Origin of the sequence: Streptomyces fradiae, from assembly GCF_041270065.1 — a bacterium.
In the GTDB taxonomy this organism is placed as follows: domain Bacteria; phylum Actinomycetota; class Actinomycetes; order Streptomycetales; family Streptomycetaceae; genus Streptomyces.
On the sequence record NZ_CP065958.1, the window covers coordinates 6,877,029 to 6,895,149 of the forward strand.

General features: G+C 74.1%; 19 protein-coding genes. 12 read left to right on the forward strand and 7 right to left on the reverse strand.

Features of this window, described 5'->3' with window-relative positions; genetic code table 11:
- Positions 1 to 197: 197 nt before the first annotated feature.
- Both JAO84_RS31260 and JAO84_RS31265 read right to left on the reverse strand, forming a co-directional pair.
- Positions 198 to 884 (reverse strand): response regulator, encoded by a 687-nt coding sequence (locus tag JAO84_RS31260; protein WP_370415843.1) that lies wholly within the window; start codon positions 882 to 884, stop codon positions 198 to 200.
- Positions 881 to 2,086, reverse strand: a complete 1,206-nt coding sequence (locus JAO84_RS31265; protein ID WP_370415844.1) for a sensor histidine kinase — start codon at positions 2,084 to 2,086, stop codon at positions 881 to 883. Before JAO84_RS31265 ends, JAO84_RS31260 begins: the two co-directional genes overlap by 4 nt.
- A 195-nt stretch (positions 2,087 to 2,281) precedes the next feature.
- Between JAO84_RS31265 and JAO84_RS31270 the strand changes: the two genes are divergently transcribed.
- From JAO84_RS31270 to JAO84_RS31285, 4 genes are all read left to right on the forward strand, one after another.
- Positions 2,282 to 2,623 (forward strand): DUF6223 family protein, encoded by a 342-nt coding sequence (locus JAO84_RS31270; RefSeq protein WP_370415845.1) that lies wholly within the window; start codon positions 2,282 to 2,284, stop codon positions 2,621 to 2,623.
- A gap of 59 nt (positions 2,624 to 2,682) precedes the next feature.
- Entirely contained in the window at positions 2,683 to 3,471 is a 789-nt protein-coding gene (locus tag JAO84_RS31275) for an alpha/beta fold hydrolase (protein ID WP_370415846.1), read from the forward strand.
- Positions 3,472 to 3,513: 42 nt separating this feature from the next.
- The gene (locus JAO84_RS31280) at positions 3,514 to 3,996 is read left to right on the forward strand and encodes an Appr-1-p processing protein (protein WP_370415847.1); all 483 of its coding nucleotides are present in this window, start codon (positions 3,514 to 3,516) and stop codon (positions 3,994 to 3,996) included.
- Positions 3,997 to 4,080: 84 nt separating this feature from the next.
- Positions 4,081 to 4,569 (forward strand): hypothetical protein, encoded by a 489-nt coding sequence (locus tag JAO84_RS31285; protein ID WP_370415848.1) that lies wholly within the window; start codon positions 4,081 to 4,083, stop codon positions 4,567 to 4,569.
- Between the two features lie 104 nt (positions 4,570 to 4,673).
- On the opposite strand, the gene sph is transcribed toward JAO84_RS31285, so the two are convergent.
- Positions 4,674 to 5,660, reverse strand: a complete 987-nt coding sequence (gene sph / locus JAO84_RS31290) for a sphingomyelin phosphodiesterase (RefSeq protein WP_370416913.1) — start codon at positions 5,658 to 5,660, stop codon at positions 4,674 to 4,676.
- Positions 5,661 to 5,857: 197 nt separating this feature from the next.
- On the opposite strand from sph, the gene JAO84_RS31295 reads away from it, so the two are divergent.
- Together JAO84_RS31295 and JAO84_RS31300 are read left to right on the forward strand one after the other, a co-directional pair.
- Positions 5,858 to 6,346, forward strand: coding sequence for a hypothetical protein (locus JAO84_RS31295; RefSeq protein ID WP_370415849.1), 489 nt, complete (start codon positions 5,858 to 5,860; stop codon positions 6,344 to 6,346).
- 330 nt (positions 6,347 to 6,676) lie between these two features.
- Positions 6,677 to 7,456 carry an oxygenase MpaB family protein gene (locus tag JAO84_RS31300; protein WP_370416914.1) on the forward strand — a complete coding sequence of 260 codons (780 nt, stop codon included), beginning with the start codon at positions 6,677 to 6,679 and terminating at the stop codon, positions 7,454 to 7,456.
- Here the strand turns inward: JAO84_RS31300 and JAO84_RS31305 are convergent.
- Together JAO84_RS31305 and JAO84_RS31310 are read right to left on the reverse strand one after the other, a co-directional pair.
- Complete coding sequence (locus JAO84_RS31305) at positions 7,451 to 8,056, reverse strand: hypothetical protein (protein WP_370415850.1); 606 nt, start codon at positions 8,054 to 8,056, stop codon at positions 7,451 to 7,453. The genes JAO84_RS31300 and JAO84_RS31305 overlap by 6 nt on opposite strands.
- 690 nt (positions 8,057 to 8,746) lie before the next feature.
- Positions 8,747 to 9,349, reverse strand: a complete 603-nt coding sequence (locus JAO84_RS31310) for a TetR/AcrR family transcriptional regulator (protein ID WP_370415851.1) — start codon at positions 9,347 to 9,349, stop codon at positions 8,747 to 8,749.
- A 47-nt stretch (positions 9,350 to 9,396) separates the two neighbouring features.
- On the opposite strand from JAO84_RS31310, the gene JAO84_RS31315 reads away from it, so the two are divergent.
- Complete coding sequence (locus tag JAO84_RS31315; RefSeq protein WP_370416915.1) at positions 9,397 to 9,948, forward strand: GNAT family N-acetyltransferase; 552 nt, start codon at positions 9,397 to 9,399, stop codon at positions 9,946 to 9,948.
- Positions 9,949 to 10,023: 75 nt separating this feature from the next.
- On the opposite strand, the gene JAO84_RS31320 is transcribed toward JAO84_RS31315, so the two are convergent.
- Positions 10,024 to 11,565 (reverse strand): M1 family metallopeptidase, encoded by a 1,542-nt coding sequence (locus JAO84_RS31320; protein ID WP_370415852.1) that lies wholly within the window; start codon positions 11,563 to 11,565, stop codon positions 10,024 to 10,026.
- A 233-nt stretch (positions 11,566 to 11,798) separates the two neighbouring features.
- On the opposite strand from JAO84_RS31320, the gene JAO84_RS31325 reads away from it, so the two are divergent.
- The 5 genes from JAO84_RS31325 (at position 11,799) to JAO84_RS31345 (ending at position 16,624) form a co-directional block, all read left to right on the forward strand.
- Entirely contained in the window at positions 11,799 to 13,109 is a 1,311-nt protein-coding gene (locus tag JAO84_RS31325; RefSeq protein ID WP_370416916.1) for a M14 family metallocarboxypeptidase, read from the forward strand.
- 128 nt (positions 13,110 to 13,237) lie between these two features.
- The gene (locus tag JAO84_RS31330; RefSeq protein WP_370415853.1) at positions 13,238 to 13,546 is read left to right on the forward strand and encodes a hypothetical protein; all 309 of its coding nucleotides are present in this window, start codon (positions 13,238 to 13,240) and stop codon (positions 13,544 to 13,546) included.
- 305 nt (positions 13,547 to 13,851) lie between these two features.
- A complete protein-coding gene (locus JAO84_RS31335; protein ID WP_370415854.1) occupies positions 13,852 to 15,489 on the forward strand; it encodes an ABC-F family ATP-binding cassette domain-containing protein in 1,638 nt (545 codons plus the stop codon).
- Positions 15,489 to 16,217 carry a 2-phosphosulfolactate phosphatase gene (locus JAO84_RS31340; RefSeq protein WP_370415855.1) on the forward strand — a complete coding sequence of 243 codons (729 nt, stop codon included), beginning with the start codon at positions 15,489 to 15,491 and terminating at the stop codon, positions 16,215 to 16,217. Before JAO84_RS31335 ends, JAO84_RS31340 begins: the two co-directional genes overlap by 1 nt.
- Positions 16,214 to 16,624, forward strand: coding sequence for a hypothetical protein (locus JAO84_RS31345; protein WP_265863148.1), 411 nt, complete (start codon positions 16,214 to 16,216; stop codon positions 16,622 to 16,624). The genes JAO84_RS31340 and JAO84_RS31345 overlap by 4 nt, the downstream gene beginning before the upstream one ends.
- 78 nt (positions 16,625 to 16,702) lie before the next feature.
- Here the strand turns inward: JAO84_RS31345 and JAO84_RS31350 are convergent, their stop codons facing one another.
- A complete protein-coding gene (locus JAO84_RS31350; protein WP_370415856.1) occupies positions 16,703 to 17,986 on the reverse strand; it encodes a lectin in 1,284 nt (427 codons plus the stop codon).
- Positions 17,987 to 18,121 lie beyond the last annotated feature (135 nt).

Here is an 18,121-nt window from a genome sequence, read left to right on the forward strand (position 1 = left end):
CCAGGTCAGAGTTGGTGCGCGGAGGAATCGCGGAGGCGTGTACGGGCCAGTGGGCGCCGTCCGTGGGCGTACGGCCCGGAAGGGGTGCGGGGCACGGGTGACGGCGGTGCTGGGCACCGGCGCAGGCGTGCACGGGCCTGTTCCGGGCGGGCCCGGGGGCACCGATTTCGCTGTGCCCCCCGGGGCCCCGCCGCGGCCTACCCCCGGTCCGGGAGGTCCCCGCCCGGCCGTACCAGCCCCGACTCGTACGCCAGGAACACCAGTTGTGCCCGGTCCCGGGCCCGGAGTTTGGTCATGGCGCGGTTGATGTGGGTCTTCGCCGTCATCGGGGTGATCACCATGCGCTCGGCGATCTCGTCGTTGGAGAGGCCGCGCGCGACCAGGGCGACCGCCTCGCGCTCGCGGCCGGTCAGCGCGGTGAGGGCCGGGCCCGGCGGGGCGGCGGTGAGGGGCGGGCGGGCGTCGAGGTAGCGGTGGATCAGTCGGCGGGTGATGGACGGTGCGAGCAGCGCGTCGCCGCGGGCCGCGACGCGGACGGCGTGCAGGAAGTCCTCGGGCAGGACGTCCTTGACCAGGAAGCCGGCGGCGCCGGCGCGCAGCGCGTCGAGGACGTACTCGTCCATGCCGTAGTTGGTGAGGATCACGACGTGGACCCCGGCGAGCGCCGGGTCGGCGGCGATCCGGCGGGTCGCCTCGATGCCGTCCACGAGCGGCATCCGGATGTCGACGAGGGCCACGTCCGGCACGTGCGCGCGGGCCAGGGCCAGGCCCTCGGCGCCGTCGGCGGCCTCCGCGACCACCTCGATGTCGTCCTCCAGGTCGAGGAGCGCGCGGAACCCGCTGCGGATGAGCGGCTGGTCGTCCACCAGCAGGACCCGGATCACGACGCCCGCCCCCGCCCCACAGCGCGCTCGACCGCCGGCTCGGGCGCCACCGGAAGTTCCGCGCGCACCGCGAAACCGCCCTCCGCGCGTGGCTCGGCCCGCAGCCGCCCGCCGAGCGCCGTCACCCGCTCCCGCATGCCGAGCAGCCCCAGACCGGGCGCCGGTGCACGGCCCGGCCGCGCCCTGCCGTCGTCCTCGACCCGTACGGACACGGCGTCGGGTCGGCAGGCGACCCGCACCGACACCGTGCGGGCGTCCGCGTGCCGGGCGACATTGGTCAGGGACTCCTGGACGATCCGGTAGACGGTACGGTCCACCGCGGCCGGCACCTCCGGCCGCCGCCCCTCCGTCTGCCCGCCGCCCTCCACCGTCAGCGTCGCGTCCAGACCGAACGCCCGCGCCCGCTCCACCAGCTCCGGCACCGCGTCGAGCCCGCGCGGCGGCGCGGTGTCGTCGTCCCGCAACGCCTCCAAGGTCGCCCGCAGCTCCCGGCTCGCCTCCCGGCCCGCCTCCTGGATCGCGAGCAGCGCCGGCGGCACCTCCTCGCCGCGCCGCCGCGCCACGTGCACGGCGACCTCCGCCTGCACCTTCACCACCGAGATCTGATGGGTGAGCGAGTCGTGCAGCTCGCGGGCGATCCGCAGCCGCTCCTCGTCGGCCCGGCGCCGCGCCGTCTCCTCCCGGGTGCGTTCGGCCTCGTCCGCGCGCCGCTCGGCCTGGCGCAGCGCCTCGCCCGCCGCGCCGGCCGCGATCAGCCAGGCGAGTTCGAGCGCGCCGCGGGCCCGCGCGAACGCCTCGCCCGTGTCGTCCAGGCCCGAGACCAGGGCCGCCACCGGCAGCGCCGCGATCATGGCCACGCTCACGGCCGCTGTCACGGCGCGATGGCCCGCCCGTACCGCCGCGTACACCGCGCAGAGATAGCCGACCACCGGCACGTCGAAGCCCGCCGCCTGATACCCCACCGCGCACAGCCCGGTCACCACGAGCACCGCGACCGGGGCACGGCGGCGCGCGACCAGCGCGAGACCGCCGGCCGCCAGCAGCCCGTACCCGACCAGGCCGACCCACGTCGTCCCCTGCGCCGGCCGCTCCGACACCCCGGTGACCACCAGCGCCGCCGCCACGCCGACCGCGATCACCGGATCCCCGAAACGGGCCCACAGCCTCGCCGCACCCGCCGCACCCGCCGCACCTGCCTTCATGCGCGCACCCTAACCGGCCGCCCCGCGTCCCCGGATCCTCCGCACGGACCGGGCCCGGCTACCACGAACGCGGTAGCCGGCGCGTGCGCTGCCGCGGGCGCGGCAGGGAAAGAGTCCACGCCCGCCGGACGACCGGACGGGGGCGCGCGGGACAGGCTCGGGACAGACCTCGACAGGAGAGATGAGGAGCCCACGATGTCCGACCTGACCACGCTCGCCGCCAACGTCTACACCCTCAGCGCCGGCCGGATCGGCGCCAGCGCCGCCGCACTGATCGGCCTCGCCGCCGCCGTCACCGCCTGGCGCGCCCTGATCCGCCCCACCAGCCGGCTCGGCCGCTTCGGCGGAGCCCCCGCACTGACCGCCGGACTCTTCGCGATGGCCCTCGGCGCCCTCGTCGCGACCACCGCCGACGGCGGCCTCGGCACCGGCAACGGCCTCGGCGGCGCGTACGTCGCCCTGCTGGTGGGCGCGCTGGCCACGGGCCTGGCCGCGGCGGTCGTACGGCGGACGCGGCGCGGCGCTCAAGTCCGCTGAGCCCGTGCCCGTGCCCGTGCCCGTACCCGTGACCCGGGCCCCGTGGCAGCCTTGCGCCCATGACGACGAACGGCCGGCCGGACGGGCCCGCGCGGGGCGACCTGGAGATCGACGGGCGCCGCCTCTCCTACCTCGACCACGGGGGGCCCGGGCGGATCCTGCTCGCCCTGCACGGGCACTTCGGCGAGGGGCGCACCTTCGCCGGGCTCGCGCGGGCGCTGGGGCCGGGGCACCGGGTGATCGCGCTGGACCAGCGGGGGCACGGCGACTCCGACCGGGCGGAGGAGTACTCCCGGGAGGGGTACGTCGCGGACGTCGGCGCGCTGCTCGACCACCTCGGGCTCGGGACGGTGGACCTGCTCGGGCACTCGCTCGGCGGGGTCAACGCGTACCAGTTCGCGGCCCGGCACCCCGCGCGCGTGCGGGCGCTGGTGGTGGAGGACATCGGGGCCGAGGTCGACGGCGACCTGTCCTTCTGCCTCGACTGGCCGCGCCGGGCCCCGACCCGCGCCGCTCTCCTCGCGGGCCTCGGCGGGTCCGCGCCTTATCTGACGGACGCGGTCCGTGAACACCCCGACGGCTGGGGGCTCGCCTTCCGGCCGGAGGACATGGTCGTCTCACAGCGCGCGCTCAACGGCGTGCACTGGGACGACTGGCTGGCCGGCGAGTGTCCCGCCCTGCTCGTACGCGGCACCCGGAGCGGTGTCCTCGGCGCGGAGCACGCGCGCGTGATGGCCGAGCGTCGCCCCGGCACCCGGCTTGTCGAACTGCCCACGGGCCACACCGTCCACGCCACCGACCCCACCGGCTTCGCCGACGCCGTGCGCCGGTTCCTCGCCGTCACATAGGCGTCCCCGGCCGTTGTCAGACCCTGCCCGTACGGTTGTTTCATGAACGCGATCGAGTACGTACGGGGGGACGCCACCGCGCCGCGCGGCAAGGGCGTCAAGATCGTGGCGCACGTCTGCAACGACCTGGGCGGCTGGGGAAAGGGCTTCGTGCTCGCCGTGTCGCGGCGCTGGCCGGAGCCGGAGGCGGCCTACCGCCGCTGGCACCGCGAGCGCGCGCGGAACGACTTCGGGCTCGGCGCCGCGCAGTTCGTCCGGGTCGAGCCGTATGTGTGGGTGGCCAATCTGGTGGGTCAGCGGGGGATACGGACGGGGCGGAGCAGCGGGGTCCCGGTGCGGTACGAGGCGATCGACGCCGCGCTCGCGCTGCTCGCCGCGAAGGCGGCGGAGCTGGGGGCCTCCGTGCACATGCCACGGATCGGCTGTGGCCTGGCCGGCGGGCGCTGGGAGCGGATCGAGCCGCTGATATCGGAGCGCCTGGTGGCGCGGGGGACACCGGTCACCGTGTACGACACGGGGGCGTAGCACGCCCCTGGCGAGGGGCGTGGCACGGCGGGCGCTAGAGTCATGCGCCTGTTCGAATCAGGGGCATGACACAGGGGGAGGGGTATGCAGGCGCAACTCAGGGAGAAAGCCACCGAGTTGGCCGAGGTCCTGTGGAAGGAGCACACCGTCTACCGCGAGCGCGGCGGCGGCGTGGTGATCCGCGGCGATCATGTGCGCCGGTGGATAAGCCTGGCGCCGACCGGGGGCAAGGACCAGGCGCTGATGCGCGCCGGGCGGATCCTGGACGGCGGGACGACCGCGCCCGCCCGCCTGGAGGTCGTCGTGGACCTGGCGTCCGGCACCGCCGAGCTGGCCGCGGTCTGCCGCCGGCTGCTCGCGGAGACCGCGGCGGACGCCGCGCCTTCCATGGCCGGCGCCGCCCGGCCGCCCAGGGCCGCCCGCGCGACGAAGGGGAAGACGAAGACGAAGGCGAAGGCGCCGCGGGGGCCGCGCGCGGGGCGCCACACGGGCATCGGCTCGTGGGTGGTGCTGCTGTGCGTCGGGGGTGTCGTCGTCCTCTGGGCGTACAGCGTCTTCGGCGGCGCCTACTAGGCACGCGCCGCACCGGACCCACCGCGCCGCACCGCGCCGGACGCGCGGCGGCGCCGCGGAACCCTCGCCGGGTCCCGCGGCGCCGCCGGCCGGGGCGGGGGCGGTCAGCCCGCCGAGTAGGCCGTCACCGGGTAGTGGTCCGACAGGTTGGTGTAGGTGTACTTCGTGCCCCAGCTGGAGACCGTCCAGGGCGCGGTCGTCTCCGGGACCACGTTGTTCGTCCAGCCCGCCGGGCGGGCGTGGCCGGCCCGGAAGAGGACGTAGTCGAGGTCCTCGCGCGGGTCGGTCGGGTAGCGGTCGTGGGCGATCGAGTTCATCGCCGTGTCGAAGGAGTACGGGTGACCGGTGCGGGCGTCCGCGCCGACCAGGTCCGCGTCGGCGAGCATGGTGCCGTACTCGGGCGTGCGGGAGTCCACGTTCATGTCGCCCGTGACGATGACCTGCTCGTTCGCCGGGATGTTCTTGGCGTCGAGGAAGGCGTCGATGTTCTTGAACTGGCGGCTGCGCATCTGTGCCGCCTCGCCCGCCGAGCAGCCCGGGTCGGTGGACTGGGCGTGGGTGCCGACCACGTGCACCTTGGTGCCGTTGACATCGAGCACCGCGTAGACGAAGCCCTTGTTCGAGTACCAGTCGGCGCCGCAGGCGTCCTTGTAGACGTACTGCTCCTTGCGCACGATCGGCCACTTGCTGAGCAGCGTCACGCCGCCGTCCTCCGGCGTGGTGGTGGAGTAGGCGCCGCCGGTGGCGTCCCAGCCCGACTTCGAGCGGCCCACGACCGGGGTCTGGTAGGGGTACTCCGCCGCCGCCTTCGTCTTCAGGGCGTCGGAGGAGGAGTTGTCGAAGGCCTCCTGGAGGACGACGACGTCGTTGCCGTGGAAGAAGGACGTCGTGGGGATGGTGGCGGCCCGGTGGTCCTGGCCCCAGTTCGGGTAGAGCGTCTTGGACATCAGGAAGACGTTGTACGTGAGCACCTTCAGGCTCGGCGTCGCGGTGGCGGTCCCGGTGTCCGCGGCCGTGGCGGCCGAGGCGGCGGTCGCGGTCCCGGTCAGGGTGGCGGCGGCCACAGCGATCGAGAGGGCCGCGCCGGACATGCGGCGGAGAGCGGAGAACTGCACGTGAAACTCCCAACGGAGAGTGGGGGGTTGGGCTCGGGCGCGGCACATACAATCAGCCGTGGTTACCTTCCGGTAGCCGTCGGATGCCACGAATCTTTCGCCGCTCGCACAATCGCGCCAACTCTTAGGCAACTGTCCGAATTGCGAGTTTCGCGACCAGGTAAGATGCGCTCATGACCCTCGCGCAGAACTCGAAGATCTTTCCCACCGACCTGGGCCCCCTGAACCCGGTGTGGGCGGAGCTCATCCTCGGTGCCGTCCTCTTCGGCCTCACCTTCCTGATCCTGGCCAAGGGGATCCTCCCGAAGATCAAGCGCACCCTCGAGGAGCGCGAGGACGCCATCGAGGGCGGCACCGACCGCGCCGACGACCTGCGCGCCGAGGCCACCGCGATCCGCGAGCAGTACGAGGCCGAGCTGGCCGAGGCCCGCCACGACGCCGCCCGCATCCGCTCCCAGGCCACCGAGGAGGGCTCGGCCGCCATCGCCGCCGCCCGCGCCGAGGGCGTCCGCGAGCGCGAGGCCATCCTCGCCGCCGGCCACGAGAAGATCGCCGCCGAGCGCGACGCCGCCGAGCGCGAGCTCTCCGCCGACGTCGACGCCTGGGCCCACGCCCTGGCCGGCCGCATCGTCGGCGAGCCGGTCGGCGCCGACCGCGCCTGACGCACCGCACGCACATCCGTACGGGGCCGCGCCCCGGGCCGCTCAGCAGGCCCGGGCCGCGGCCCCGCGTCGTATCCGCGCCCGGAGCGCGTTTGCCCGCCCCCGGGTGACCCGGGCAGCCTGGAAGAACGAGAGGAGAACGCGTTGACGGACCACGGCCGCGATCATGGCAGGGACTTCGAAGGCGAGTCCTTCGAAGGCGAGGACGCCGAGCACGCGCGCACGGCGACCGCCACCGCCCCGCGCCGTGACCCCGCCCGCCGTGCCGAACCCGTCCCGCCGCCCGCCGGCGGCGCCCTGTGGACCCTCGCCGGCGACGTCCGGGCCCTGATGATGCTGCCCGCCGCCCTCACCATGCAGGTCGCGCACCCCGCGGTCGGCGCCGGCGTCGACGCCCACTCCGTCTTCCGCACCGACCCCTGGGGCCGCGGCGAGCGCTCCCTGCGCTCGCTCCAGCTGTGGATCTACGGCGGCGAGCACGCCGCCGAGGAGGGCCGCAGGCTGCGCGCGCTCCACAAGACGATCGGCGGAACCGACGCCCACGGACGCCGCTACCACGCCCTCGACCCCGCCTACTACGCCTGGGTGCACGCCACCGGCTACCCGGTCTACCGCCACGGCCTCGGCTATCTCTTCCGCCCGCTCACCGAGGAGCAGGAGCGGCTGCTCTACGCCGAGTGGCTCCAGGTCGGACGGATCCTCGGCATCCACGACCGGGACATGCCGCAGACGATCGAGGACTTCTGGCCGTACTACCGCCGGATCCTCGACGAGGAGCTGGAGGCCACCGTCGTCGTCCGCGAACTGCTCGCCACGGACCTCCCCGTCCCGGCCCCCGACCGCGGCCCGCTCCCGGTCCGCCTCGCCCTGCGCGCGCTCTGGCCGCTGCTTCGCCGGCCCTTCCTGCGCGCCCGCGCCTTCCTCACCGTCGGCCTGATGCCGCCCGAGGCCCGCGCCGCCATCGGCCTGGACTGGACCCCCGCCCAGGAGCGCCGGCTGCGCCGCCTCGGCCGGATCGTCCGCGCGGTCGTCCCCGTCCTGCCGGAACGGCTCCGCTACCTCCCGCTCGCCCGGAAGGCCAGGGCGGAGGCACGCCGTCGCGCGCTATGACCGGGCAGCGGGAGCGGCGAAGGGCGGCAGGCCCTTGAAGCTCTCGTGGAGGGCCAGGCTCGGGGTGATCCGGCGCAGCACGGCCCGTACCCGGGTCAGCGGATGGTCGGGGAAGCGGGCGTCCCAGCGCTCGTCGTCCGCCGCGTGGGACGGCAGGCCGCCGGTGATGTCGGCGCCGTAGGGGTGGGCGGTGAAGTAGTGCATCGGGCCGACCTCGTTGAGTATGAGGGCCTCACGAAGCCCGGTCGTCCGCCCCTCGCCCGCCTGCACCTTCACCACCGCGCTGCACCGGGCCCGCGGGATGGTCCAGGAGCCGACGAACGCCTGCCCGTGGCCCTGTGTCTGCGGCACCTTGACCAGCTGACGTACGGCGGGCAGCGAGTCCACCTCGCCGAGCTCGGCCTCGATCAGCCCGGCGCCCGCCTTGGCGGCCGACCACGCCAGACCGTACCGGAGCCGGTCCGGCTCGCCGAGCGAGGCGGGCAGGTCGGGCACGAGATCGAAGAAGTGGACGGAGAGCAGCAGCCCCTGCCCGTCGGTCCACACCCCCGGCTCCAGCGCGCTGAATCCGGTGAGGTCGAGCCCGGTGATCGGTGTCATGCGTCATCTTCCCTTGTGCCTGGTGCTTGTACGGTCTTCGTGGCGGACAGCGGTTCGCGCGCGAGGCGCCGGGCCTCGACGTCCGGGTGCGGCCGCCCTGCGAACGTGCCGGCGCATCCCACCCGGGCGCGGTGACCACACGCGAGCGTCCACTGCCCGTGTGGGCAGCACCCCCATCGCCCGCAGGCCGCGCAGCGAGGCGAGCTGGACGTGGTGCGGGGCGTACGAGCGGCGCCGTGTCCTCGGCCCGGCCGGTGATCCGCCGGAGCGCGGTGCCGGCCGCCGCCCGGCTCTCCCGGCCCGGGGCGGTCGGCCGCTCCACTGCGAGGGGCGGCAACTCCCCGGCGAGCGGCCCGAGTTCGACGGCCATCCGCGCGGCGGCGGTCCGCCGGGCGAGGGCCTCCGGCTTCGCCTGTACGGCCGCGAGAGCGGGCCCGGCGGCCCCGGTGAGCCGGGCCGGGGCCGCCGCGCAGTCCGGGCCCCCGCCGCCCGGGCCCGCAGGGCGGGTTCGGGCGCCGCGAACCCGGCGGGCAGGGGAGCCGTACGCGTACTCCAGGGCGGCCCGGCTGATGGCGTCGATCCGGGAATCGAGCCCGGCATTGATCCCGGGGGTCGCGAACACCCCCTCCATGCCCTTGTGTTGTGCCCCTTGCTCCGGGCGCCCGTGCCGCATGCCGGGACCCTACGCGATTAAGAGGACAGCGGCGGACCGGCGGCCAGGGCGGTGAGGTAGTCGTCGAGGAGTCGGGCCTGTCGCTCGGGCGGGAACTCCGCCGGGGCGAGCAGGGCCTGGACGACCAGGCCGAGGGCGAAGGACTGGGCGCCGAGGGCCAGTCGGTCCGGGTCGCCGGCCGGGAGTTCGCCGCGGGACTGGGCCGTCGCGATCAGCTCCGCGAGGCGGGCCCGGCCGCGGGCGTAGCGGGCGGCGTGGTCGCTGCTCAGGGTGGGGTCGGCGAGGGCGGTGTCCCAGGAGGAGACCCAGATCCGGTTGCTCGCCGTGGCCTCGGGGTCGAGCGGCAGGATGTCGAGGAGTGCGGCGCGCACGGCGGCCAGGCCCTCGCCCCCGGCGCGGCGCGGTCGGGCGGCGGTGCGCTCGTCGAGGAGGTCGAGGGCGTGCCGGACCAGGTCGCGCTTGGCCGGGAAGTAGTGGGTGAGCAGCCCCGTCGTGGCGCCCAGTTCGGCGGCGACCGCGCGCAGCGTCAGCCCGTCGAAGCCCTGCGCGGCGAGGACCCGCCAGACGGCCTCGGAGACCTCGCGGCGGCGGGCCTCGTGATCTCCCTTGGTGCGTGCCATGCTGCTACGGTAATAGTCATAACGCTTGTTGTGTGAATGGGGTCACGATGTTCACCCTCCCGCTGCGGGACAACGCCGAGCTCCGCCCACTGGAGACCTGGCACGCCGAGGAGTTCGCCGCCCACCTGGACCGGGCCCGCGAGCACATCCGGCCGTGGGTCGGCCCGGCCTTCGTCACCGGCGACGTCGCGGGCGCCCGCGACACCCTGGTCCGGTACGGCGAGCGCCGCGCGGCCGACGGCGGACGCCTCTACGGTCTTTGGCTCGACGGCACCCTCGTCGGCGGCGTCATGTTCGTCGCCTTCGACGCCGCCTCCGGAGGCTGCGAGCTGGGCTGCTGGCTGGAACCGGCGGGGGAGGGGCACGGACTGGTCACCGAGGCCTGCGCCCGGCTGCTCGACTGGGCCTTCGGCGAGCGCGGGCTGCACCGCGCCGAGTGGCACTGCCGGGCCGACAACGCCCGCAGCTCCGCCGTCGCCGAACGGCTCGGCATGACCCTCGAGGGCACCCGCCGCGAGGCCTGGCCGTACGGCGGCGCCCGCCATGACAAGCAGCTCTGGGGCCTCCTCGCCCACGAGTGGCAGGCCCGCCGCGCCTGAACCCCGCACACGCGGGGCGCCCCCGTCCCACCCGACCGTGGGACGAGGGCGCCGGACCGTGCCGTGCGGTGCGGGTCAGCGCCCGCCGTGCTCGCCGTGCTCGTGCTCGTCGTGTTCGTCGTGTTCGTGAATCGTGTTCGTCGCCGCGATCTTCTTCCACGACTTCGGAGCCACCGGCGTGCGCGGCACGGCGGCCAGGCCGGCCACACCCGCCGCCGCGGCCGCCGTCCCCGCCGGCTTCACCGGCTGGAAGAGCCAGGTGTCGAAGAGGCCGGCGAGCGGCTTGCCCGAGACCCGCTCCGCGTACCGCACGAAGTCGGCCACGTGCGCGTTGCCGTACGCGTGCTCCTGCGGCCAGCCCTTGAGGATCGCGAAGAAGTCCTCGTCGCCGACCTCGTCGCGCAGCGCCTGGAGCGCCAGCGCGCCCCGGTCGTAGACGGCGATGTCGAACTGGTTCTCCGCGCCCGGGTCGCCCGGCTTCACCGTCCAGAACGGGTCGTCCGCCGCCCGCGACCGGTACACGTAGTCGGCGAGCTCCTGCGCCGTCCCCTCGCCCTCCTTCTCCGACCACAGCCACTGGCTGTAGCGGGCGAAGCCCTCGTTGATCCAGATGTCCTTCCAGTCGGCGACCGACACGCTGTCGCCGTACCACTGGTGGGCCAGCTCGTGCACGACCACCGAGACGTTCGCGCCGTTCGCGAACTGCCGCGGGCTGTAGAACGGCCGGGTCTGGGTCTCCAGGGCGTAGCCGCTGGTCACATTGGGGACGTAGCCGCCGAGGGAGTTGAAGGGGTACGGGCCGTAGACCGACTCCAGCCACTCCGCGACCTCGGCCGTGCGCTCGATCGAGGCGCGCGCCGCGCCGTCGATGTCGCCGAGGTCCTTGCTGTAGGCGTTGAGGACCGGCAGGCCGTTCGCCGTCGTGTCGGTCGTGATGTCGAACTTCCCGACCGCCAGCGTGGCCAGATAGGTGGCCTGCGGCTTGTTGGAGCGCCAGTTGAAGCGGGTCCAGCCCAGCTTGGTGGACTGCGACTGCAGCACGCCGTTGCTGATCGCCTGGGTGCCGTCCGGGACGAGCACCGACACGTCGAAGGTGGCCTTGTCCAGCGGGTGGTCGTTGGACGGGAACCACCAGACGGCCGAATCCGGCTCCTGCGCGGCCACGCCGCCGTCCGGGGTGCGGTGCCAGGCCGTCCAGCCGCCGATCTTCAGATCGGACGGCTTGCCCGCGTAACGCACCACGACCGAGAGGGACTTGCCCTTCGCGAGCGGGGTCGCCGGGGTGACCTCCAGCTCGTGCTCGCCGGAGGTGGTGAACGCCGCCGGGCGCCCGTTGACCCGCACGTCGCTCACCTTCAGACCGAGGTCGAGGTTGAAGCGGGAGAGGTTCTGCCTGGCCGTGGCGACGAGCGTCGCCGTGCCTTCCAGGAGGTCGGTCGCGGGCTGGTACTTCAGCCGCAGGTCGTAGTGGGAGACGTCGTAGCCGCCGTTGCCGCTGGCGGGGTAGTAGGAGTCGCCGATGCCCGGCGCGCCAGGAACGAAGTCGGCCGCCGATGCCGGGATCGCCAGCAGCAGCGAGGCCGCGAGGGCGCTCGGAACGATGATTCTGCGGTGCACAGGTGCTCCCCTAGTGGTCCGGTCGTCAGAGAGGTAAGACGCACAGGTGGTCGTCGGTCCTTAGCGACACTATTCAGAGCCCCGACGGCCCGTCACGTCCAGAGCACCCCCTGTCACATGAACGCCATTCGGCCGACATGAACCTCCCGTTCCGGCCGTCGCATCCGCACCCCTTGTCCGTGACGGCCCTCTTTTGCGCGGCAGTCGACAGCGGTACGTTCCGCCCCATGTCGATGACGACGACCCGCACCTTCCGCGGTCCCCGGCGCGCGCTCCTCATCGCGGCGTGCGCCGCCGCCCTGGCGCTGCCGCTCCTCGCCGCCCCGACCCCCGCCGCGGGCAGCGCGCTGCCACCGCCGCCCCCGCGCACCGGCTTCGAGGAGAGCGGCGGCGCCCGCTGGACGAGCGAGGCCGAGGAGACGGCGTTCCTGGCCGCCGTCGACCGGGGCAGCGAACGGCTCGCCGTCCGCACCGTCGGCACCACCGCGCAGGGCCGCCCGCTGCGGCTCGCCACCCTCGGCACCGGCCCGACGCCCGTGCTCCTCATCTGCTCCCAGCACGGCGACGAACCCGCGGGCCGCGAGGCCTGTCTGAGTACGGTGCGCGATCTCGCCCACGACCGGAGCGAGGCCACCCGCCGCTTCCTGGCCCGCACCACCCTGCTCGTGGTGCCCACCGCCAACCCCGACGGACGCGAGGCGAACACCCGCGGCAACAGCGCCGGCATCGACATCAACCGCGACCACCTCGCGCTGCGCACCGCCGAGGCCCGCGCCCTCGCCGCCGTCCTCCGCGACCGACGGCCGGAACTCGTCTACGACCTCCACGAGTACGGCGCCACCCCGCCGTACTACGACAAGGACCTGCTCGCCCTCTGGCCGCGCAACCTCAACACCGACCCCGCCGTCCACGCGGAGTCGCACACCCTCTCCGAGGCGTACGTGCGGCCCGCCGCCGGGCGCGCGGGCTTCAGCAGCGGCATCTACGGCATCTGGACCGACCCCTACACCGGCGAACCGGTCAGGCAGGTCGCCGGCGACGGCCAGGAGCGCATCCTGCGCAACACGGCGGGCCTCAAGCACGCCGTCGGCCTGCTCGTCGAGACCCGCGAGGACGCCCTCGACCCGGCCGAGAAGGACGACCCAGCCCGTAACCACCTGCGCCGGGTCGCCACCCAACGCGCCGCGCTCAAGGGCGCGTTCGGGTACGTGGCGGAGCACGGCGGCCGGCTCGCCGCGGCCACCCTCCACGCCCGCCGCACCGGCCTCGCAGACCGTGGCCCGGTCCTCCTCGGCGGCGCCGACAACGACCCCGCCGAACCCGCCGAGATCCTCCAGGACCCGCCCTGCGCCTACCGCCTGACGGCGGATCAGTATGCGGAGGCCGGCGACGAACTCGACCTCCACGGCATCACGGTGGTGCCCCGCGCGGACGGCGGGGCGCTCGTCCCGCTGCGCCAGTCGCAGCGCGCCCTCGTGCCGCTGCTGCTCGACCCGCGGGCCGCGTACGGGCTCACTCGCGGAGCACCTGTGGAGAAGTGCTGAGGACGTGGTGAGAAGGCGGTGAGCGGCGTCAGTGGCGTGCGGGTCGGATGATCATTCCGGGTTAGGGTCGCCAATCGGTATTGACCATACCTGAACGGGCGCTACCGGCCCGGAAGTTGGAGTGAACCATGACGAACGCGACGCCGCTGCGCCGCACCCTGACGGCCCTGGCCGCCACGACGCTGCTGGCCGGGGGCCTGCTGCTCGGCCAGACCGCGACCGCCCCGACCGCCCACGCGGCCGGCAAGACGGTCGTCTGCAAGGTGGCGGAACTGCGCCAGCAGGCCGCCCAGCTGCGCAGCAAGGCCGCCAAGCTCGACCGTCTCGGCGAGAAGGCCGCGGCCCGCAAGGCCCGCGACCAGGCCGCCGCCCTGGAGCGCAAGGCCAAGGCCTGCGAGGCCGCGGACGACACCGCGCCGAAGCCGTTCCCGCGCTAGGAACCGCCCGGCGTTCTTGATCCGACGCGCCCGCCCCGGAGTCGTACGGCTCCGGGGCGGGCGCGCGCGTACGGGTCCCGGTCCCGGGCCGGCCAGGACAGGTCCGCCGCGACCGCCGAGGTCGTCCTGCCCGGCGCGTCCCGCGTCCGGACCCGCACCCGTACTACCCGCGTCCGGATCCGCACCCGTACTACCCGCACCCGCACCCGCAGCCCACGCTCGGCGGGCTGCGCCGCCGGGCGCAGGCCGACCACCACCTCCACCGCGACACTCCCTGGCGACTCTCGCCTAGGATTCATCCCCTGATGACTGCCACCCTCGTCGCCAAGAACCTCGCCGCCGGCCACGGCGAACGCTCCCTCTTCTCCGGGCTCGACCTCGTCGTCGCCCCCGGGGACGTCATCGGCCTCGTCGGCGTCAACGGCGCCGGCAAGTCCACCCTGCTGCGGCTGCTCGCCGGGCTCGACGCCCCCGAGGACGGCGAGCTGCGGCTCTCGCCGCCCACCGCCACCGTCGGGCACCTCCCGCAGGAGCCGGAGCGGCGCGAAGGGGAGACCGTCCGGGAGTTCCTGGCCCGCAGGACCGGCGTGGCCGCCGCGCAGGCCGCCATGGACGAGGCGACCCAGGGCCTGGTCGACGGCACGCCCGGCGCCGACGACGCGTACGCCGTCAGCCTGGAGCGCTGGCTCGACCTCGGCGGCGCCGACCTCGACGAGCGCGCCGAGGAGGTGGCCGGCTCGCTCGGCCTCACCGTCGGGCTCGACCAGCCGATGACCGGGCTCTCCGGCGGCCAGGCCGCCCGCGCCGGACTCGCCTCGCTGCTCCTCTCCCGTTACGACGTCTTCCTGCTCGACGAGCCCACCAACGACCTGGACCTCGACGGCCTCGAACGCCTGGAGGCCTTCGTCCAGGGGCTGCGCGCCGGCACCGTCGTCATCAGCCACGACCGCGAGTTCCTCACCCGCACCGTCACCAAGGTCCTGGAGCTCGACCTCGCCCAGCAGCAGATCACCCTGTACGGCGGCGGTTACGAGGCCTATCTGGAGGAGCGGGCCACCGCCCGGCGGCACGCCCGCGAGGAGTACGAGGAGTACGCCGACAAGAAGGCGGGCCTCGAATCGCGCGCCCTCATGCAGCGCAACTGGATGGACAAGGGCGTCCGCAACGCCCGCCGCAAGGCCACCGACAACGACAAGATCGGGCGCAAGCTGCGCGGCGAGGCCAGCGAGAAGCAGGCCGCGAAGGCCCGCCAGACCCAGCGCATGATCGAGCGCCTCGACGTCGTCGACGAGCCCCGCAAGGAGTGGGAGCTGCGCATGGAGATCGCCGCCGCGCCCCGCTCCGGCGCCGTCGTCGCGACCCTCCGCGAGGCCGCCGTGAAGCGCGGCGACTTCTCCTTCGGGCCGGTCAGCATGCAGATCGACTGGGCCGACCGGGTCGCCATCACCGGCGCCAACGGCGCCGGCAAGTCCACCCTGCTCGCCGCCCTCCTCGGCCGGCTGCCGCTGGACTCCGGCGACGCGGCCCTCGGCCCCGGCGTCGTCGTCGGCGAGGTCGACCAGGCCCGCAAGCTGTTCCACGGCACCGAGACCCTGCTCGAAGCCTTCTGCGCGGCCGTCCCCGACACCGAGCCGGCGGACGTCCGGACCCTGCTCGCCAAGTTCGGCCTCAAAGCCGACCACGTGCTGCGGCCCGCCACCACCCTGTCGCCCGGCGAACGCACCCGCGCCGCACTCGCCCTGCTTCAGGGCCGGGGCGTGAACCTGCTCGTCCTCGACGAGCCGACCAACCACCTCGACCTGCCCGCGATCGAGCAGCTGGAGTCGGCCCTCGACTCGTACGACGGCACGCTGCTGCTCGTCACCCACGACCGGCGCATGCTGGACGCGGTCCGCACCACCCGCCGCATCGAGGTCGCGGACGGCAAGGTGACCGAGCTCTGATGACGGTCTCGTTCGGGTGGGGCCCAGTCGAGGCACGGGCCCTCGCCTCCTCCGCCGCGTACGTGGTCGTGGTCGACGTGCTCTCCTTCACGACCGCCGTCGGCGTCGCCGTGGAGCGCGGCGCCGTCGTCCACCCGTACCGCTGGCGGGACGAGACCGCCGTCGCGTACGCCCGCGAGCGGGACGCCGTCCTCGCCGTCGGGCGCCGCGCGGCCACCCCCGAGCACCCGTGGTCGCTCTCCCCGGCCGCGCTGCGCGCCGCGCCGGTCCCGGAGCGCCTGGTGCTGCCGTCCCCGAACGGCTCCACCATCGCCGCCGAGGCTGCGGGCTCCGGCGCGACCGTCGTCGCCGCCTCGCTGCGCAATGCCGGCGCCGTCGCCCGGTGGCTCGGCGAACGTACCCCGGCCGGTGTCGCCGTCATCGCCTCCGGCGAGCGGTGGCCCGACGGCTCGCTGCGCCCCGCCCTGGAGGACCTCCTCGGCGCGGGCGCGGTCCTGGCCGCCCTCCAGGAGAAGACCGCCGGGCCCGCCCTGACCCCCGAGGCGACCGCGGCGGCCACGCTGTGGACCGCCACGAAGGACCCGGTCGCCGCCTTGCACGGCTGCGCGTCGGGCCGTGAACTGTACGAGTACGGCTATCCGCAGGACGTGGAGGTGGCCGCCGAGATCGACGCGTCGACCGCCGTCCCCGTCCTCGTGGACGGCGCTTTCCAGGAGGCAGCACGATGACCACCGACGACTCCCGCGTGACGCGCCTCGTCGCGATGCTCGACGACCTCGAGGCCGATGTCGACGAGACGATCGACCTCGCCGACGAGATCGCGGCGACCGGCGACCGGGAGCTGCTCCCGCGCCTGGAGTCCGAGCTCGACCGGACGGTCGCCGACCGCAACTCCTACGGCCGGGAGCTCCTCGGCGGTCTCATCGCCGCCCTCGGCGGCCCCGACCGCCTCCCGGTCCTGGTCCGCGCCTCGGCCGTCGACCTCGGTGACGACCAGGACGGCCTGGCCGCGGAGATCGTCGACCTGGTGCAGGCCGACCCGAAGGGCGCGGAGCGCCTGCTGCGCCCGCTGACGGAGGACGCCGACCTGACGGTGGCGAACCGGGCGGAGTGGGCGCTGCGCTTCGTCCCGTAAGCCGAGCCGGTCATGGTGAAGGCCCGGTCGACCGCCGTCGACCGGGCCTTCACGCTTGCGCGCACCGCGTCCGGGAACTCAGCCCACGGTCCACTTCTGGGCGGCGGTGCCGTTGCAGGTCCAGATCTGCAGCCGGGTGCCGTTCGCCGAGTTGCTGTTCGGGACGTCGAGGCACTTGTTCGCGGCGACGTTCACGATGTCCTTGGCCGCCTCGACCCGCCATTTCTGGGCGCCGGTGCCGTTGCAGTCGTAGAGCTGGAGCTTGGCGCCGTCCGCCGTCGACCCGGCGGTGACGTCCAGGCACTTGCCGAGCGCGCGGATCGAGCCGTCGGCGTTCACGGTCCACTGCTGGGCCGCGGTGCCGTTGCAGTCGTAGAGCTGGACCGGGGTGCCGTTGGCGGTGTTCGCCCCGGCCACGTCGACGCACTTGCCGGCGAGGCCGGTGATCGGGCCGCCGCTGCCGGTCGGCGGGGCCGACTGGTCGTTGGTGACCCGGACATAGTCGACGGTCAGGGTGTTCGGCATCGGGGTGCTGCCGTCCGGGTCGCCCGGCCAGTAGCCGCCGACGGCGAGGTTGAGGATGAGGAAGAACGGGTGGTCGTACACCCACTGACGGCCGCCGAGGTCGGCCGGCGTCCGGGTCTGGTAGGTGACGCCGTCGACCTTCCAGACCAGCTTGTTCGGCGACCACTCGACCCGGAAGGTGTGGAACGCGTCGGCGAACGGCGAGCCGATCGAGTAGGGGGCGCCGATGCCGCCGGAGCCCGAGTAGCCGGGGCCGTGGATGGTGCCGTGCACGGTGTTCGGCTCGAAGCCGACGTTCTCCATGACGTCGATCTCGCCGCTCTGCGGCCAGCCGACGCTGCCGATGTCGTTGCCCAGCATCCAGAACGCGGGCCACATGCCCTGGCCGCGCGACATCTTCATCCGGGCCTCGAAGGTGCCGTACGTCTGGGTGAACTTGCCGGAGGTGTTGAGCCGGGCCGAGGTGTACTCGCAACGGCCGTACCAGCAGTTGTAGTTGCCCGGGTTCTCGCGCCGGGCGGTGATGACCAGGTTGCCCTGGCCGTCGTGCACGGCGTTGCTGGTGGAGTTCGTGTAGTACTGCCGCTCGTGGTTGTTGACGTTGTCGCCGGTCTCCAGATTCCACTTGGAGCCGTCGACCGGCGTGCCGGCCGGGGCGTTGAACTCGTCGCTGAACGTGGTGGCCTGGACGCCGACTTCGGCCGTGGCCGACGACGTCGCCGCGGTGGCGGCGGTCGCGGAGGGCTGTGCCGTGGGGCTGACCAGGGCCGCCACGGTGGCGCAGCCGAGGCCGAGGGCAAGCAGAAGCCGTGATCGTCGAGAGGGGGGTGCGGACATCGTTGTCACCGCCGACGTGGGGGAGGGTCGTGGACGGCAACGAAGAGTGCCATGGTCCGGACCAAGCCGACAAGACCTTGGGCCGAATCCGCTCCCAACCGGTGTTCTGTGTTCGGGAGTTGTACGCGGGAGGGG

What these genes read in the sequence shown, in the direction of transcription:
- sph (WP_370416913.1), bottom strand. Translation starts at nt 5,660, where the DNA reads ATGTCCGGCGCGGCCCTCTCGATCGCTGTGGCCGCCGCCACCCTGACC.
- JAO84_RS31310 (WP_370415851.1), bottom strand. Translation starts at nt 9,349, where the DNA reads ATGGCACGCACCAAGGGAGATCACGAGGCCCGCCGCCGCGAGGTCTCC.
- JAO84_RS31340 (WP_370415855.1), top strand. Translation starts at nt 15,489, where the DNA reads ATGACGGTCTCGTTCGGGTGGGGCCCAGTCGAGGCACGGGCCCTCGCC.
- JAO84_RS31345 (WP_265863148.1), top strand. Translation starts at nt 16,214, where the DNA reads ATGACCACCGACGACTCCCGCGTGACGCGCCTCGTCGCGATGCTCGAC.
- JAO84_RS31330 (WP_370415853.1), top strand. Translation starts at nt 13,238, where the DNA reads ATGACGAACGCGACGCCGCTGCGCCGCACCCTGACGGCCCTGGCCGCC.
- JAO84_RS31265 (WP_370415844.1), bottom strand. Translation starts at nt 2,086, where the DNA reads ATGAAGGCAGGTGCGGCGGGTGCGGCGGGTGCGGCGAGGCTGTGGGCC.
- JAO84_RS31275 (WP_370415846.1), top strand. Translation starts at nt 2,683, where the DNA reads ATGACGACGAACGGCCGGCCGGACGGGCCCGCGCGGGGCGACCTGGAG.
- JAO84_RS31335 (WP_370415854.1), top strand. Translation starts at nt 13,852, where the DNA reads ATGACTGCCACCCTCGTCGCCAAGAACCTCGCCGCCGGCCACGGCGAA.
- JAO84_RS31315 (WP_370416915.1), top strand. Translation starts at nt 9,397, where the DNA reads ATGTTCACCCTCCCGCTGCGGGACAACGCCGAGCTCCGCCCACTGGAG.
- JAO84_RS31350 (WP_370415856.1), bottom strand. Translation starts at nt 17,986, where the DNA reads ATGTCCGCACCCCCCTCTCGACGATCACGGCTTCTGCTTGCCCTCGGC.
- JAO84_RS31295 (WP_370415849.1), top strand. Translation starts at nt 5,858, where the DNA reads ATGACCCTCGCGCAGAACTCGAAGATCTTTCCCACCGACCTGGGCCCC.
- JAO84_RS31270 (WP_370415845.1), top strand. Translation starts at nt 2,282, where the DNA reads ATGTCCGACCTGACCACGCTCGCCGCCAACGTCTACACCCTCAGCGCC.
- JAO84_RS31280 (WP_370415847.1), top strand. Translation starts at nt 3,514, where the DNA reads ATGAACGCGATCGAGTACGTACGGGGGGACGCCACCGCGCCGCGCGGC.
- JAO84_RS31305 (WP_370415850.1), bottom strand. Translation starts at nt 8,056, where the DNA reads ATGACACCGATCACCGGGCTCGACCTCACCGGATTCAGCGCGCTGGAG.
- JAO84_RS31325 (WP_370416916.1), top strand. Translation starts at nt 11,799, where the DNA reads ATGACGACGACCCGCACCTTCCGCGGTCCCCGGCGCGCGCTCCTCATC.
- JAO84_RS31285 (WP_370415848.1), top strand. Translation starts at nt 4,081, where the DNA reads ATGCAGGCGCAACTCAGGGAGAAAGCCACCGAGTTGGCCGAGGTCCTG.
- JAO84_RS31300 (WP_370416914.1), top strand. Translation starts at nt 6,677, where the DNA reads ATGATGCTGCCCGCCGCCCTCACCATGCAGGTCGCGCACCCCGCGGTC.